The sequence below is a fragment of the Halomicrobium sp. HArcht3-1 genome (genome assembly GCF_058933345.1).
The window spans coordinates 42,407-58,586 of record NZ_JBZYDM010000010.1; the positions used below are offsets into that span (position 1 = coordinate 42,407).

Consider the following 16,180-nt stretch of genomic DNA (forward strand, 5'->3'; position numbering starts at 1 on the left):
AGAGCTAATTGAGCTTCTCCAGGGATGGTCTCCGCTCGGAGACCATCCCGGTGGCCCTGCTGATAGCACTGAGGTGATCATAGTGGATCGGGATGACCTCAGCAAAGACAAACTTCTCTCGCGGTTTCTCCAGATGGAAGAGCGAATCGACGAGCTGGAGAGAAGCTTGAGCAGAAGGACGAACGAGTCGAAGAGCAGCAAGAACACATCGAGGAACTCGAAACACGCCTTCGCAAATACGAGAATCCACATACACCGCTTAGTAAGCGTCGGTCGGCGGCTGACAAGTCCCCGACATCCCAAGACGACGAAGACGACGATGTCAGAACTGACGGCGGCACTCCCGGACGGAAGGACGGTCACGGCCCTGAGTGGCGCTCTACGGATGATCCGGACGAAGAAGTTGAGGTTACCTGTGACTGCTATCCAGAGTGTGGCCAACACTTCGACGAGTCGGTGGGCGTCAGCCCCCGACTCGTCGAGAAAATACCGGACCCACAGCCACCAGAAGTCACGCAGTACAACCGCCACTGCTACCAGTGCGATTCCTGTGGGACCGAGACAGCCGCTATACACCCCGACTGCCCCTCATCGGGGCAGTCGGGGTGAACGTTATCGCCCAATCAGCACTGTCAAGGTACGATTACCGCCTCCCCTATCGGAAGATTGCAGACCGTTTCGAGCAGTTGCATAAGCTGGAGTTGTCAGGCGCGGCCGCGTGGCACGCGACCGAGCGCGCTGCGCGCGCTGGTCGCTGTGAATATGAGCAGATCCGCCACCAGATCCAGCGGGCTGACGTTGTCCATATCGATGAAACAGGCATCAAGCGGAATGGTGAGCAAGCCTGGATTTGGACGTTCACCACCGAGAACCACATGCTGTATGCGGTTAGAGAGAGAGAGAGTCGTGGAAGCGATGTTCCCGCGGAAGTCCTCGGCGAGGACTTCGCGGGAACGGTTATCTGTGATGGGTGGACGGCCTATCCAGCCTTCAGCGACAATCTCCAGCGGTGTTGGGCTCATATTCTGCGAGAGGCTGAAGATGCCGCTGAGAAGCGGCCCGAAGGCAAACTGATCTACGAGTCTCTCAAGCAATTATACGTCGCTCTCCAGACGGGCTGGAGAGCACCTTGACCATTCGTGAGCGAGCATAGCTTCAGCGTGTTGCACGGAGAGAGCCTGAATCGTTGATTGAGCGGTCAGTTCCCGACGGACCAGTGCCACCACTCATCAGAAAAATCGAAGGTGGCCTCGACCACTGGCTCACCTTTGTCGGTGAGCCAGCGGTCTCTCCGACGAACAATGCTACGGAAAACGCGCTCCGTGAGCCGGTGGTTCACCGGAAACTTATCGGAACACTCCGCAACGACCGCGGGATGTTCGTGCATGAGACACTGCTGTCCCTGCTGGCGACCTACCGCCAGCAGGGACGTAATCCCTACGACGCTCTTGCGAAGGAGATTGTTGATAGCGAGAGCTGCGGCTGAAAGTCGAAGAGGGCAAGGGAACCGCGCCAGCGGTGCCCGATATGTTCCCAATAAGCCGGTTCGTGTCGGAATCGGCTGCAGCGGACCTGTTGCAGCAGGTTCGCTGGCGTGATGGCGTCGAGTGCCCCCGCTGCCGTTCTGACCTGGCGGTCAGAAACGGCAGCTATCGGGAGTATCAACGGTATCTGTGTAAGAATTGCGGCCGGACGTTCAACGACAAGACCGGCACGATCTTCGCTCATTCGAAGCTCTCGCTGAAAGAGTGGTACTTCACTATCTACGTGTTCTTACGGTTCAACACGAGTATTCGCCAGATCGAGGCGGAGCTGGATCTTTCGTACAGAACGGTGAGACGGCGCGTCGAGCGCTTCGCCAGCGCGCTCGACGCGCCTTCGATCACACTGTCTGGACCGGTCGAAATCGACGAAGTGTACGTGTCTGTCGGTCTCAAAGGCCGCGAGCGCGACCAGGAGTCGCGCTCGCGTGGGCTGTCCACGCGTGGACGAGGCTCGTACGACGGCGACAAACCGCCGGTGTTCACGCTGGTCGATCGTGGCTCGGACGATCGATACGTCGTGCCAGCGAAATCCGCCGACGAATCGACCATTCGACTCCTGCTTGCTGACCACGACGAGGAGTCGCTGACTGTCTATACGGACGGATTTCGAGCGTACGAACCGCTCGAAAAAGACGACGCATTCACCCGTGAATACGTCGTCCACGGCGACGGTGAATACGCTGATGGCGAAGTACACGTCAACGGTTGCGAGAGCCACGCGTCGCTGACGCGACGGTGGCTCTCACCCCACCGAGGAGTGTCAAAGGACAAGCTAACACCGTATCTCAGAGCCTTTCAGCTCCGCTGCGAACTCTACAGAAAACCAGGTGACGAAGCGCTCAAACATGCTCTCGATGCTGCCCTCTGGAAATCAACAACGTGCTTCACAAGAGCGTCCCTACGAAGAGTTCAAGCGAGTCGCCCGAGACAACGAGATGATTTCACGGGCTCAGGCTGTGCCTGCTGTCGCGTCCTCGGGGTAAACACGTACGGTCTTTCTAACGGCTTGATTATATGAAACGCTAATTTTCTCATTACCGAATTTAAGAAACTTATCGAAATAATGATGTTGTGTTATCGATAACCGAGAGCTTCTAATCGTGCATCTACAGACTCTGATTCATCTGGTATAATATGTTCACCCGGGGATAGGTTCATGTCGATACTGTCAATCATATCATCTTGCTCAAGAAATTCATTTAGACTCTCTTCAAGGTCGTTGAATTTCTGGTCAATCGAGGGGGTGTCATATAAATCATTCTTTTCACCTGGATCAGATTTCAAATCGTAGTATTCTGTCCTTAAGTGATTCATAGTACCCTCTTCATATGTTCTAATTATTTTAGAGTCAGTTGTTCGTACAGCGGCATAGTTTTTTCCTAACTGTGACGCTGTATTAATTATGAATGATTTGTCCGATCCTTCTGTTATTGGAGTACCAGACCATTCAGTAGGGATTTCGACCCCTATCTGGTTTAGTATTGTCGGGGAAAGATCAATATGTCTCACCTGTTGGCTTTTCGTACGGTTTTCAGCTATATTCTTAGTTAATAGTGGTACTCGAACACATTCATCATACAAACGTGCATGACGTATCAAGCCGTGCCAAAATTCTTCACCATGGTCTGCAGTGATTATTACAATTGCATCTTCCGGTATCATAGACTCTATTTTATGAAGTTGTACATCTAAGTAGTCTACTGATCGGTCATACATTCTTTTAATATTTTCAATATCCGCTTCAGTAAGACTCTCCCTGTTAGAATTCAATTTTTTCAATGACTTATATGGTTGTACCACCCCCTCTTTTAATCCTAGCCGAAAGCCGGGTAGATATGGTTCATGGGGTTCCATTAGATGTAGCAATAAAAATCGAGGAGAGTTCTGGCTTGAAAACCATTTATTAGCTTTCTTTGCTGCGTCAGCAGCTGTAACTCTGTCTTGGAATTTAGCTAGACGGAAAATCCTATCAAACTTTGTTTCTTCGCCGGGGTTGCCATTCCAAAAATGGTCGAATTCGTCTACAAATCGATTGAGATGTGGATTATCAGCGATAATCGCGGCAGTAGTATATCCTACGTCAGACAACTTACTAGGAAGAGTTTTTGTATCTGCTTTCAGAGCGCCATTCTCCATATATGCCTGAGGGTAGTACTGACTGGTAAGAATTGATGGGAAAGAACCTGGGGTTGCAGCAGACTGGGATATTACATCTGATTGGACATAGTCTGAGAACAAGGTTTGAAGACGATCCATCTGGTTGATTGTATCATACCTCCAGGAATCAACTGTAAGCAAGATTATATCCTTGTGATCAGTCATTATTACATGGAATTGGTCAAGTCAGTATATAACTTTTGGGATATTTACGTTAAGACCGATTTAACAATCCAATATAAGTATATATTATTTCTTGATCTTCCTCTTCCAAGCCGAGCAAAGTTAACAGGAAAACATATACCAACATTCCTGCCACACAACCCAACACTAGACCAATTATCCCATTGAATCTTTCCGCGATAACAATCATTGGAGCTACACAACCCAATGTTGAAACTATTGGCTTCCAAAGGTTGAGTGAGTAAGGTTGGAATCCCTCTAGATACCAGAGTTCTACGACCCTAGACACATTTAGACCTACAACTGATATCGAAGTGGCTAGTGCAGCACCTAATATTCCAAATTCCTGGATTAGAAAATAGTTCAGCAATATATTGATGAATCCAAATAACCAGTGATTGACTGTTTTTAAGTACTGATGCTCAGTAATCATTAACAGGTTACCACTTGGCCCAACCGCTGCATTAATTGTCTGTGAAATAATCAACGTAGAAAATACGAGTGCACCCACAGAGAATTCTTTCCCAAAAAGTGACAATACATCATTTCTATAAATAATTAATGCACAGGCAGTAGGTAGTGTTATTGTTAATACCCATCTGGTCACGGTTTTGAATATAGAATTCACTTTATTATGTTTTTTCTCAGAATATAATCCCGATGCGATTGATGGAAACAGTTGGTTTATTGCTGTAAGTGGCAACAAGATGAATCCAGACAATAAAACCGAAATATTGTAGACTCCAACAAGACCTGAGGATAAAAAGTATCCGACCATTAATATATCCACCTTTGTATTTAAAACCCAGCCAACATCAGAGATAGTAAGGGGAAGAGAGAAATTTAATAATTCTTTATACTCCTCTTTACCCGATCTGAATTCTGGGGAAAATCCGATACGGAAAATTAGTAGGTAAGATAAACATATAATAACAATAATACTAGACACTAGTAAAGCTAATGTAGCACCCAAAACTGAATATCCAAGAAGTAAAATAATACCCACGGAGGTCAATCTCAATATAGAGAATAAGACATCCGCCAACAAAACTAAGTATTTCATCAAACCCAGACCTCTGAAAACATTATTTAATATATCCAGGAAAACTTGGAGCAGCAACAGAATCGAGAATACACGGAGTACACTAACAAACAAAGGATGCTCTAAAGTGTGATTATTGATTGTCGGAGAAAATGCGAATATAGTGATGGTCGTAAGTATACCACCAATAACTCCAACTATTATTGATATTCCGAATACTCGACTCCCTCTTCTTTTATCACTTTCGGGAATGTATTTTAACACGGCTTGGTTAGCCCCAAAGTGGGCGAATGTAGAAGCAACATTCAAAATTTGAGAACCAAGTGCATACAAGCCATACAGTACAGCTCCAAGCGAGTTAGTGAGAAGAATATTCAAGCATAGAGTCAGTCCCTGTCGAGTTAGCTTTCCGACAAAAAACCAATTTGCCCCATCTCCAATAGACTGTAAATCCTCTATAATCTTATCTGACTCATCTGACGAAGACATCAATAACGAGTAAAGGTCTTAGAATATCCATTAGAATACTTAACAACGGGGCATTCCCAATTCATGTTTCGTAGTAACGTCACAATTGCATAAGCTTTACTATTACCCTGCTCCGTGGATCTATATGTTAAAACCGACCCCTGAAAGGGTGAAAAGGGCGTTGCATAATCCTCGACTGATAAGGGCATGGTTTTCAAAACTAATCGAAAGGAGCGTTCATATCCCTTATGCTTCGATTGCGCTAAGTCTTCTCTCACGGTGGCCTGTTGGAACTAACATTTACGAGAGGGAATGGGATCTCCTCATAGTTCTTGACACTTGCAGAATTGACGCAATTGAGAATTTAAAAGATGAGTACCATTTTATTGATGATGTAGATAGTATCACTTCTGTAGGAAGCAAAACATCAGAGTGGGTGGCACAAACTTTCGTTGAGGGGTATGCCGAGGAGATTTCAAACACAACGTATATCTCTGCCAATCCATGGAGTGAGAAGGTTCTTAAAGGAGGTGCTGTACCTGAAGAGCATTCGAATATTCCCTTTGCATGGACTGATTGGTCAACACTGAATGGATCATGTTTCAAACAATTCGATCCAATTTGGCAATTTAATGCCACAGGAGAGTTTGGTCACAAAGAGGGTCCTACACCAGCAGAAAAAGTAACGGACCGGGCTATCGAAACATGGCGTTCTAACAGTGCCTCTCGAATGGTTGTCCATTACGTCCAACCGCATGCCCCCTACACTCGAAAAGCATATGAAGAGGATCGCCAACTCAATGAGAAGGAGATAAATTTCGACCTTTTCCTCCGCCAAGGACATGATAAGGAGGAAATTTGGAGTCTATACTTACGTGAGCTCCGATATGTGTTAGATTCGGTTGAAGTGCTTCTTGACAACGTTGATGCAGAGGAAGTAGTAATAACCGCAGATCATGGAGAAGGATTTGGTGAATGGGGCGGGTATGAGCACCCTTTAGCAGCCCCACACCCCCAAATTCGAAAAGTTCCTTGGATAGAAACATCAGCTGAAGATAGCATGTCCCATATTCCTTCGACAGCAGACACTAAATTGTCAGTTTCTAGTGACGTTGAGGACCGATTGGAAACCTTAGGATATACCTAATAGGGCACTGTATAATTCAGAACCTCCTGAGCTGGCGTTCGTCCGTCGAGCGCTTGATTATGTCGTTCGTGGTTATAGTGATGTTTGAAGCGTTGTAACCACTGTTTGGCGCTGGATTGACTGCCCCGCCAAAACGAGTGGAAGCGGTCGATTCGCATGGTGACGGTCTGGAACCATTTTTCGATGTGGTTCCGCGTTCGATAGTCGAGTCGACCGCTCAGTTCGTGACGTGCGAGGGCAGTCAGATAGCCACCAGCATCGACGAGAAACTCTGTATTGGCGAGATCGTGTTTCTCAGTGAGTCGATGCAGGAACGCCGCCACGGGATCGGTCCCACCTCGGCTGAATACGTCGATTTCGAGCAGTAGTTTTGAGTCGGTGTCGATCGCGGCGTAGAGCCACTGTTTCTCACCATCAACTTCGATCTGTTTCTCGTCGACCGCGACCCGCGACGGCACTGCCGTCCTCAGAAATCGAAGATTTCTGATGGGCTGCACGAGAACAGAGTTCTCGTGAACGTCGGCGGGTCGCTCTGGGCTTCAGACAGCGTATGAACCCAGTTCCAGACCGCGCCGTGAGAGCGATCGACACCCAGTAATTCTAAGATAGCGACCGTCTCCCTGATCGACAACCCCGCCGTGTGGAGACGCACCCCAAACCGCCGGGCGGGTGTCGGGGTGCGCTCGTTCTCCCAAACATCTTAATCGTCCGTTTCTAACGTTTCTCTGAGCAGGTCTGCGAGTTCCATGAACAGTTCTCGCTACGGCCTGCTCGTTCCTCAATCCCTCAACTGGACAGTGCCCCTAATAGTCATATAGGAGGGTGTCATAGAACTCTTCTCACACCGTGATGATCGTGCTTCCCGGATTATCCCCACGTTCGTAGTTGGTGATTGCGACGACGAGGCGAAGACACAGAGCGATGAATACCTGCGCTCGTGCGTGGACGCAGCCTCGGGCGTGCGTTCGCCCGAGGCCGCAGTCCTTGACTGATTCATTGGTTCGTTCGACTCCTGTCCGGCGGTTGTACGTCTCGTCTAGCGTCGATTGCTTCAGCTGAACGTCCTCGCTGTGTTCTTCAATACGGTCTTCGACTCTGTACTCAATGTCTTTCGGGTCGTCGGTGTTTCGCGGGTTGTACGGGGCGACTGGCACGACCCCTGGCCAGCAGGTGGTCGTGCCAGTCGAGAGTGTCGTAGGCGCTATCACCGATCATCCAGATCGGCGTGGCGACGGCGAGCGCGTCACGCGTGACGCGCTCGCCGTCTCTTCTGGTGCTTGCTTACTCTCGGTGAACTCTGCTGCGATTGGAATCTTTGAGCCGGTCGAGACGATCGTACAGCCGTAGCCGTAGTAGTACTCTTCAGCGGTTGGATCGTAGCACTTCGACGCATCTTGATCAGCGGGCATCGCCCTCACGTCGGTCGAATCAATGCAGTAGGTCAAGTCGAGCAGACCGCGCCGGGCGGCCTGCTCGACGAGTCGGTCGAAGACGTCGTCAACGACGTGTTCGAGGTCAGTGAGGAAACGATCGACCGCGTCTCTCGACGGCGGTCGATCAAAGCCACAACTCAGCCAGACAACCGATTCCGAAGCTCTCGTTCAACGGGACGGATACCGTAGATATCGTGGTAGTAGCAGTGGAGGAAGCCACGCATCAGTTCTGGTGGCTCGTGCTCTCGTGTTCGCCCTGTCTGTGCCGGGGCGAACACGTCGAACTCTGCGAGAAATTCGAAGGAGAGATGCTCAAACAACGCTAGCGTTTCGGCCTCCGCGACATTGAAGAAGGTCTCTATCGAAGCATCATCTTGCAGGGTCGCTGAGGCCATGCCATCTCAGCATTCACCCTGCTCTTTGGTGTGGTAATCGTTCTATGACACCCTCTTGTCTGGTACTACTGCGGATTCGACAAACCACCATCCAGAGACACCATTGACCGGTTTCTCACTGATCTCGAATACGTCGTGGACGATGTCTTCGACAGACTCGTCGAGCAGGCCGCCGCCCGCGGCCTGCTCGACTCCACGTACTCCATTGACTCGACCCATGTCGAAGCGATTCAGCACAACGACGCTGCCTCGTGGAACTACGATTCAACAGCCGAGGAGTACTATTACGGCTTCGGCTGTACACTCGTCTCAACTGGTGCAAAAATCCCGATAGCAGCGGAATTCACACAAACCAAGCAAGCGGATCAGGAGACGGCGATGCGCGTCACATGTGACGAGCTCGCCGTCGATACACCGATCTGGATGCTTGAAGACAGCGCCTATGATATCCTTGACTGGCACGACCACCGCCTGGCCGCAGGGGTCGTGCCAGTCGCCCCGTACAACCCGCGAAACACCGATGACCCGCTGGACATCGAGTACAGAGTTGAAGACCGCATCGAGGAACACAGCGAGGACGTTCAGCTGAAACAATCCATCTTGGACGAGACGTACAACCGCCGGACAGGAGTCGAACGAACCAATGAATCAGTCAAGGACTGCGGCCTTGGGCACGTCCGCGCCCGAGGCCGCGTCCACGCACGAACAGAAGTGTTCCTTGCACTGATCTCCGACTTGTCGTTGCGATCACCAACTTTGAGCGGGCCGACGAGCCTGACCGCGAGAAGCTCAAGCTATGAGATCGTTTCTATGACAGACTCTTCCCCAGGAAAATGAGAACGCTTCCTCGAAGAAGTGTATCAAGCGAGGAGACGTTCAAATCTTCTTCAGATTCGCTCATGAATTATCAAGAAGTGACCAATAGAGCGAATCAAGCTGTTCACCGATAGATTCCCAAGTATACTTTTCTTCCATTGTGTTTCTGGCACCATCACCTAACTGGGCTTGCAACGAACAATCTTTGAGAAGACGGACGATTCCGTTAATAAACTCCTCATCAGGTGATTGGTATATGAGAGCAGATTCCTCATGTTGAAGTTCAATTCCTTCTACTCCTGTTTCAGTGGTCACGATAGGAAGAGATGCACTCATATAGTCAAACATTTTGAGCTTTGTTCCTCCCCCTTGTTGAAGTGGGACAACAGCAACATCAGCACTAACCAATAATGCTTCTAGATCATCCACAAAACCCAACCCCCGCACGGAATCGTTGTTCTCAAATGACGGAACACCGTTACCGGCTAGAATGAACTGGAATTGATCGTCAATCTGGTTCAAATGCGGAGCAATAAATTCTACTATTGACTCTACTGCTTGCTTGTTTGGCGGATAATTGTATGAGCCATGAAAAACAAGTAAATGAGAGTCAGGGTATCGTTCTCGTATTTCGTGTGGCGAGGTATTCAAATCAAAAAGATTGGATCCGGACGGTACAATGGTTATCTTATCATCGGAAATCTCGTATTCTTCACGAAATTTCTCTTTATCAGACTCACTCACTGATATGATGTGGTCAGATGCGTGTACTGCAACTTTTTCAAGTGAAGAAACTACCGAATCAGCAACAACTTGCTTATACCAAGGCAGATGGATTTTATCTTCCTTTATCTTTCCAGTCTCAAAATTGTGGGCATCATAGACAACATTTGTCGTACTATCCGAGAAATATGATGTGATTTTTGAAGCGAGAACGCCAGAAAATGATTTCACATGGATGATGTCTGGCTGGAACTCTTGAATTCTTTTGAATAAACTTGAGTACAGGAATGGGTTAATGTCATTTAATCTATCAGGTAGGAAGTGGTGGAAACTTCGGACGGATATATCCATGTCTCCTGTATAATGTGAATCTCTCTGCAGTACTTCAATTTCCCAACCTCTATCCTCTAATTGTTTGATGAGATTCCATACTCGAACCTGATGTCCCGCTTTTGGAGATGTGATGTTAGTTCCCGGAGAGATGACTAAGAGTCTCATATTTGACTATCGACAGGAGTTACTTGGTCACACCTCCTTTATAGTCCTGCTGAATCAATAGGAAACCATATTGAAAGCCTGAAGGTTGTGTTGAACAGAGGATATCATCAACAATTGCTGAAAGTAGACAGTTAAAGTCTACTGAGTAAGACCCCTTGATTACTATATTATGGACATTGCTTATGTCTCGAATGTCGTCTACCCGTTCGTTACTGGCGGGGCCGAGAAGCGCATCCACGAAATCGGCACCCGACTCGCCAACGAGGGCCACGACGTCACCATCTATGGCCGTCACTTCTGGGACGGCCCTAAAGAGATCACTCACGAAGGAATGACGCTGCGCGCAGTCGCCCCCGAAGCCGACCTCTACGATGGAAATCGACGTTCCATCACGGAAGCCATAGACTTCGCGGCCCGCGCACTCACAGAACTCCGAAAACACCTCCGACGCGACGAACACGACGTCGTCGTCGCCAGTGTCTTCCCGTACTTCCCGGTGCTCGCCACGAAACTCGCCAGTCTCTGCACGGACACACCACTCGTAACGACGTGGCACGAGGTCTGGGGCGACTACTGGGAAGAGTATCTTGGTCACCTCGCCCTGTTCGGCAAGCTCACCGAGCACGCGACCGCACGGACACCACAATATCCGATAGCAATCTCGTCGATCACGGCCGACCGTCTCGCCGCTATCGGCCCCGCCCGCGAGACCATCGGAATCGTCCCGAACGGCATCGACGTCGAGCAGGTCAGAGGTGCCCCGATCCCCGAACAGGGCTACGACGTGCTCTTCGCTGGCAGGCTCATCGAACACAAGAACGTGGACGTGCTTCTCGATGCCTTCGACGAGGTCGCCGACGATCACGGCGCCACGTTGGGTATCGTCGGCGATGGCCCCGAACGCGAACGCCTCGAAAGAAAGCAGGAGTCACTGACTCACGCCGACCGCGTCGAATTTCTTGGGTTTCTCGACGACTACGAGGACGTCCTCGGCCACATGCGCGCCGCCGACGTATTCGCTTCTCCGAGTACCCGGGAGGGTTTTGGCATCACGTTCGTCGAGGCGATAGCCACCGATTGCACCGTCATTGCGGCCGACCACCCCGATTCGGCAGCAGATGAAGTCATCGACGACGCGGGATTCCTCGTCGAGCCCACAGTCGAGTCCCTGGCGGAGACACTCGACGCCACACTAAATGGAAAACGACCACTGACGAACCCCGTCGAACGGGCACAGCGATACGACTGGGACGCAGTAGCCAATCAGGCAGAAACAGCCTATCAGCGTGCCATCGACGGCGAGTGGTGATCAGTACCCCATCGCATTGTACAGTCCCCCGAGCAATTTCATACGTCCCACCATCGAACGGCGTGGCGGTGCATACAAACCTGGCGACGATTAGGTGAACCGTCAGATCAGGTCTTCATGGACGGAGAAATGGAAACCGTACCGTTGGGGGATGAAAAGCGGGGTAGCGACTGCTGCTAGACGTCTTCCAGGTACTCCCGTCGCTGTTCCATCTTCTCCTTATCGGTGCGCTCGTCGTAGTGCTTCTCAATCACTCGTTCAGAGACATCTGCGCGATCCGCGACCACTGGAGACGGAACGTCGGCCCGAAGCCAGTCCGTAATTGACCCACGTCGGAACGGATGGGACGAGACCGACTCCGGACAGGAACTGACCTTATCGTGGTCGGTCGCCTCACAAGTCTGTGGGTTACGGTCGAGGGGACACCGCCGGTTATACCGGCACGGTTGGGTGTATTTGTACGCGTACCCCGCTATCGTGTTCCCAGCGATGCGCCCATGCTTCGTCGTGATTAGCGGCTCCCGACCGTACTCGTCGGTCACGTCGAGGCGCTTGTGCTCGATCCAGTCATCCAGTAGCTCGGCGAGAGACTCCGTGATGGCGACGTGGCGCTCGGATGTTCGCTTGTTCTTGAGCGGCGTTCCGGTCTCGGGCCGGTGCTCGAACTGAAGGGACTGCTCCGTGGCGTCGTAGTCGTTCAGGTCGAGGGACCGAACTGCACCACACCGGGCCATCGTGTGCCACATCACCGCCAGCGTCACGTGGGGCCGACTACAGTAGTGGAATCGGTCGAGATTTTTCAATACTGCTTGGGCCGTCTCTGCGTCGAGATGTGTGTCTCGAACGCCCTCATCCCCCGTGAGGGACGGCGACTGGACGCGCTCGGAGAGCCCGCTCTCGACGGCCTCGATGCTCTCACACCACCGGACGAACACCCGGGTCGTGGCCATCATCGATTTCTCCGTCAAGGGGGCCCAGTCGCCCGCCTCGCGACCGTCGAGTTGGTACTCCTTGACGAGGCGACCCGTGAGCTCGTTCAGGTTGATGATTCCCCGGTCGTCGAGCCAGTCGACGAACGAAGAGATGCGCGACCGATGGGATACAATGGAACTTCGAGAAAGGGTTCCTTTCTTATCCGCGATGTGCAATTCTAAGGCGGTGCTCGGATCGATGGGATCGAGGCCAGACATACTAGTTCACGCTCATGTTGGTGGCACGAATCACCAGACTGCGGCGGTATTCGGATCGCGTTCAGCGTGTGTGTACCCTGGGCGTAGTGGTCTGACTACCCGACGTGAACGTGGTTTCGAGATTACATGAGTCTCCGTCGCGTTCGTGTGTGCGCCACTTGAACAGCATCTTCACGGCTTTCTGACAGCAGTCTCGGTGGGCGTCGCTGTAGTCTCCGTACGCGAGGTCCTGCATCCACTCGTCGGCGTATTGGTGCGTGATCTGGGTCGTGTAGCCGCCCTCTTCATACCAGACCCACCTGTATAGATAGTTTATCCGGTGGGGCGCGGTTCGAGACCATTGTGGTTGCGTATCCTTTCACCTTATCGGGATTCTTGCCGAATGCGAGGAGCCAGCGGATCCATACCTCTCGATCGGATCGGTAATCCGCGACCTGCCAGTCGCTCAAGAACTCCTCAGACGGTTCGGTGACGATCGTGACTTCGTCGAGTCCTTCAAACGTCATAGTCAGCCCTCCGGGGGTTCGTTCTGATCCGATTGCCTGTCCACATTGAGAGTTGGTGTACGGCGTCGTGGTGGTTCGAGGGTAGGGTCCAATTGCCTTTCAACATACGTTTTACCTCGGATTTACACGGGACGAATAATCGACAGACTGCGGGAGGATGTTGAGATTGAGGCGAGATTTACACCCGGATGTTGCCTCGAGCAGGTAAATATCTACTCTAAGCCAATACGCAGATAAATGCTAATCAAAATGACCAATCATAAACGGGCTCACCTGATCCTATCGATGTTCAGTAATCGTACTCATAAAGAACGACGAGAAGACAGTCTGCACACCCAGAACGATCAGTGTAAACGCAAGCACGTCGTGGGTGAGGGGTGGGAGGATTCCGTATCCCAGCGTCCACCATTGGACGATCAAGTAACTAGCGTACGCAGCACCAGCGACTAAGACAATAGAACCGACGGTAGCTCCGGATTCTAGCGTTAAATGATTCACGAGCCAATTCGTAATCGCATCGTCGGGGCGGCGGATCGGATCGCTTGCGACTGTCGCAAACACGCCCAGTGAACCGATCTGATATCCGACGATAGTCAGCAGACTGCCCGCAATCATAGACCGAATGCCAATCTGAACCGGACCGTCGGCGAGACTCGTCAGCTCGATAGAGAAGAACGCACCTCCCATGATCAACAGTCCAACGACGAACAGTACGGCACCCGGGAGGGAAAACAGATAGCCCGGTGCGTTCTGGAGCATGAACTTCACGTGACGCCAGCCGTCGCTGAAACTATCTAACGTCGCTTCACCTTCTCGTTCGTGGTAGGTGATCGGTACCTCTGCGATCGAGAGGTCGTTCGCACCGGCTTCCATGATCATCTCGCTGGCGAACTCCATCCCGTCAGTCGTGACGTCGAGTTCGTCGAACGCCTCACGAGTGAATACTCGGAACCCGCTGTGGGCGTCACTTACATCGGTATCGTAGAACACGTTGAGGAACTTTGTCAACGCAGGATTGCCGATATACTGATGCAGCGGTGGCATTGCACCGGATTTGATCTCTCCCGCGAACCGGCTCCCCATGACCATATCGGCATCCTGCTCACGGAGTTCTTGCACGAGTTTCGGGAGTTCCTCGAAGTCGTACGTCGTGTCCGCATCGCCCATCGCGATGAAATCACCGCGAGCCCGATTGAACGCGTAGCGGTACGCGTATCCGTATCCCGGCTGATCGGGTTCGACGACGATCGCACCCATCTCTCGGGCTATCTCTGGTGTCCGGTCAGTCGAACTGTCGCTGATGATGATCTCTGCAGAGACTCCCATCTCAGCGATCGCCGTCTTGATCCGTTCGATACACTCCGTGATCCCGGATTCTTCATTCAGTGTCGGCATCACCACACTGAGGACTGGGGTCTGTTCACTATCCGCACCGCAGAGTAAATTCGAAATATCGGTATCGAGTGTGTTATCCGTACTGTCCGACGTAGCATGTGTTTCGTCAGAGAGGGTATCGTTCCGTCTCGCCGACATACTAGCTAGCACCGTGGTTGTCTTTGTGTGACTGTTCACGATTTCTAGTGTTTCGTGTCCCTGCGAAACACTGCTGCGAATGATCCCGATCACAGGAGTCTATGATCATCCGAGTTCTCCGGGTAGCGTGACTCATTACAATGAAAACACGTAGCCCACCACATAGAACTTGCTCTTCGGTTTGGGAACCAAGATCCAATGATTACTGTTCACTCTGTGCTCACGTTAATCCACAGATGGGTTTCCCGGTAGGCGTTCTCGACCGTCGGCGAGCTGGGAACCGAACCACGATACAGCAAGAACGCTAGTCGAAGCCGCTCACCAGTCATCGTCGGTGTGACCTGCCGGGTCGTTTGCCACGTTTCGTTATCAGCGAGGCGAGGCAAATCGAATCGTGACAGCTCCTGCTCTTGCACCACTCTCGTTTCGTTATTCGCGGTCGATACTTGTTGTAGTTCGGTGACAACGGTGTAAGACACTGATTCGTGCTCGTGGTTCCCGATACCGACGACGATCGGTCGTGAATTCCCAACTGAGAATTCGGTTGGATAGTTGTCGGCGACGGGTTCACCGTCCTCGTTTTCGGTGAGCAGGTAGAACTCCGTGAACGATTCTCCCTGTTGTGGAACAGCCACTGCGTAGGTAACCGAACCCGCGGCCAGTAACACACTCAGTACGAGGACGACGTTAAGGACGGTGTCCACTCGCGTCTCTGGGTGTGCGAGTTCGTCGTACCCGGCGTGAGCCCACGATTGATACGGCACCGAAAACCGTTCCTCTACTGGCAGGTCCCAACGACGACGGGCAGCGACGCCAGCCATTACGAGCGTGAACCCACCGACGCCGACGAGAATCGGTACGAGTCGGATTCCCCACGGCGTGAAGTTCAACACTAGCCCGATCAGCGGGACGACGGCGATACTCAGCCCGAAGGAGAGTGCGACGCGTTCGATCCCGTCGATGCCGTCACGCTCACCTTCTCCATCATCATCCGAAGAGGGTGACTCACCGGCCTCCGGAAACAGCACGGCAACGAGCGCATACCCGGGGACGAACAGCACCATTGGCAACCCAAGCACGACTCGGAGTGGTGTCTCACGGACGCCCGGTATGGTCGCCGCGAGACTCGTTAGAACGACGAGGACGACGACCACGGCCAGGTCTGCGGGAAGATTTCGCACCGGTCGCGGCAGGAGGAGCCACAGTCGCGAATCCGCGTCCGGCGATCGATCCATG

The 16,180-nt window shown here is 51.6% G+C and carries 9 protein-coding genes and 5 pseudogenes; 5 read left to right on the forward strand and 9 right to left on the reverse strand.

Annotated features, from left to right (window positions below; all coding sequences use genetic code 11):
* The first annotated feature begins 82 nt into the window (after nt 1–82).
* Both tnpC and AC5FRW_RS15755 read left to right on the forward strand, forming a co-directional pair.
* A pseudogene (gene tnpC, locus AC5FRW_RS15750) lies at nt 83–1,486 on the forward strand (IS66 family transposase).
* A 41-nt stretch (nt 1,487–1,527) separates the two neighbouring features.
* A pseudogene (locus AC5FRW_RS15755) lies at nt 1,528–2,409 on the forward strand (IS1595 family transposase); the annotation flags it as partial.
* Between the two features lie 209 nt (nt 2,410–2,618).
* Here the strand turns inward: AC5FRW_RS15755 and AC5FRW_RS15760 are convergent.
* Together AC5FRW_RS15760 and AC5FRW_RS15765 are read right to left on the reverse strand one after the other, a co-directional pair.
* On the reverse strand, nt 2,619–3,866 hold the full coding sequence (locus AC5FRW_RS15760; RefSeq protein WP_493569420.1) for a sulfatase-like hydrolase/transferase: 1,248 nt from the start codon (nt 3,864–3,866) through the stop codon (nt 2,619–2,621).
* Between the two features lie 49 nt (nt 3,867–3,915).
* Nucleotides 3,916–5,415: a flippase gene (locus AC5FRW_RS15765; RefSeq protein WP_493569421.1), complete on the reverse strand. Its 1,500-nt coding sequence runs from the start codon at nt 5,413–5,415 to the stop codon at nt 3,916–3,918.
* Between the two features lie 124 nt (nt 5,416–5,539).
* Here AC5FRW_RS15765 and AC5FRW_RS15770 point away from each other — a divergent pair, with 124 nt between their 5' ends.
* Nucleotides 5,540–6,541, forward strand: a complete 1,002-nt coding sequence (locus tag AC5FRW_RS15770; RefSeq protein ID WP_493569422.1) for an alkaline phosphatase family protein — start codon at nt 5,540–5,542, stop codon at nt 6,539–6,541.
* On the opposite strand, the pseudogene AC5FRW_RS15775 reads toward AC5FRW_RS15770, so the two are convergent.
* Both AC5FRW_RS15775 and AC5FRW_RS15780 read right to left on the reverse strand, forming a co-directional pair.
* Nucleotides 6,538–7,289: pseudogene (locus AC5FRW_RS15775) on the reverse strand (IS6 family transposase). The gene AC5FRW_RS15770 and the pseudogene AC5FRW_RS15775 overlap by 4 nt on opposite strands.
* Before the next feature lie 91 nt (nt 7,290–7,380).
* Nucleotides 7,381–8,369, reverse strand: a pseudogene (locus AC5FRW_RS15780) (transposase).
* 48 nt (nt 8,370–8,417) lie between these two features.
* Between AC5FRW_RS15780 and AC5FRW_RS15785 the strand changes: the two are divergent.
* Nucleotides 8,418–9,169: pseudogene (locus AC5FRW_RS15785) on the forward strand (transposase); the annotation flags it as partial.
* Between the two features lie 97 nt (nt 9,170–9,266).
* Here the strand turns inward: AC5FRW_RS15785 and AC5FRW_RS15790 are convergent.
* Nucleotides 9,267–10,406 (reverse strand): glycosyltransferase family 4 protein, encoded by a 1,140-nt coding sequence (locus AC5FRW_RS15790; protein WP_493569423.1) that lies wholly within the window; start codon nt 10,404–10,406, stop codon nt 9,267–9,269.
* Between the two features lie 169 nt (nt 10,407–10,575).
* On the opposite strand from AC5FRW_RS15790, the gene AC5FRW_RS15795 reads away from it, so the two are divergent.
* A complete protein-coding gene (locus AC5FRW_RS15795) occupies nt 10,576–11,715 on the forward strand; it encodes a glycosyltransferase family 4 protein (RefSeq protein WP_493569424.1) in 1,140 nt (379 codons plus the stop codon).
* 176 nt (nt 11,716–11,891) lie between these two features.
* Here AC5FRW_RS15795 and AC5FRW_RS15800 read toward each other — a convergent pair whose 3' ends face one another.
* The 4 genes from AC5FRW_RS15800 to AC5FRW_RS15815 all read right to left on the reverse strand — a co-directional run bounded on the left by AC5FRW_RS15800 (nt 11,892) and on the right by AC5FRW_RS15815 (nt 16,179).
* Nucleotides 11,892–12,905, reverse strand: a complete 1,014-nt coding sequence (locus tag AC5FRW_RS15800; RefSeq protein WP_493569425.1) for a tyrosine-type recombinase/integrase — start codon at nt 12,903–12,905, stop codon at nt 11,892–11,894.
* A 284-nt stretch (nt 12,906–13,189) separates the two neighbouring features.
* Nucleotides 13,190–13,411, reverse strand: coding sequence for a hypothetical protein (locus AC5FRW_RS15805; protein WP_493569426.1), 222 nt, complete (start codon nt 13,409–13,411; stop codon nt 13,190–13,192).
* Nucleotides 13,412–13,690: 279 nt separating this feature from the next.
* Complete coding sequence (locus AC5FRW_RS15810) at nt 13,691–14,944, reverse strand: glycosyltransferase family 2 protein (RefSeq protein ID WP_493569511.1); 1,254 nt, start codon at nt 14,942–14,944, stop codon at nt 13,691–13,693.
* A gap of 209 nt (nt 14,945–15,153) precedes the next feature.
* Nucleotides 15,154–16,179 (reverse strand): DUF8471 domain-containing protein, encoded by a 1,026-nt coding sequence (locus tag AC5FRW_RS15815; protein ID WP_493569427.1) that lies wholly within the window; start codon nt 16,177–16,179, stop codon nt 15,154–15,156.
* Nucleotide 16,180 lies beyond the last annotated feature (1 nt).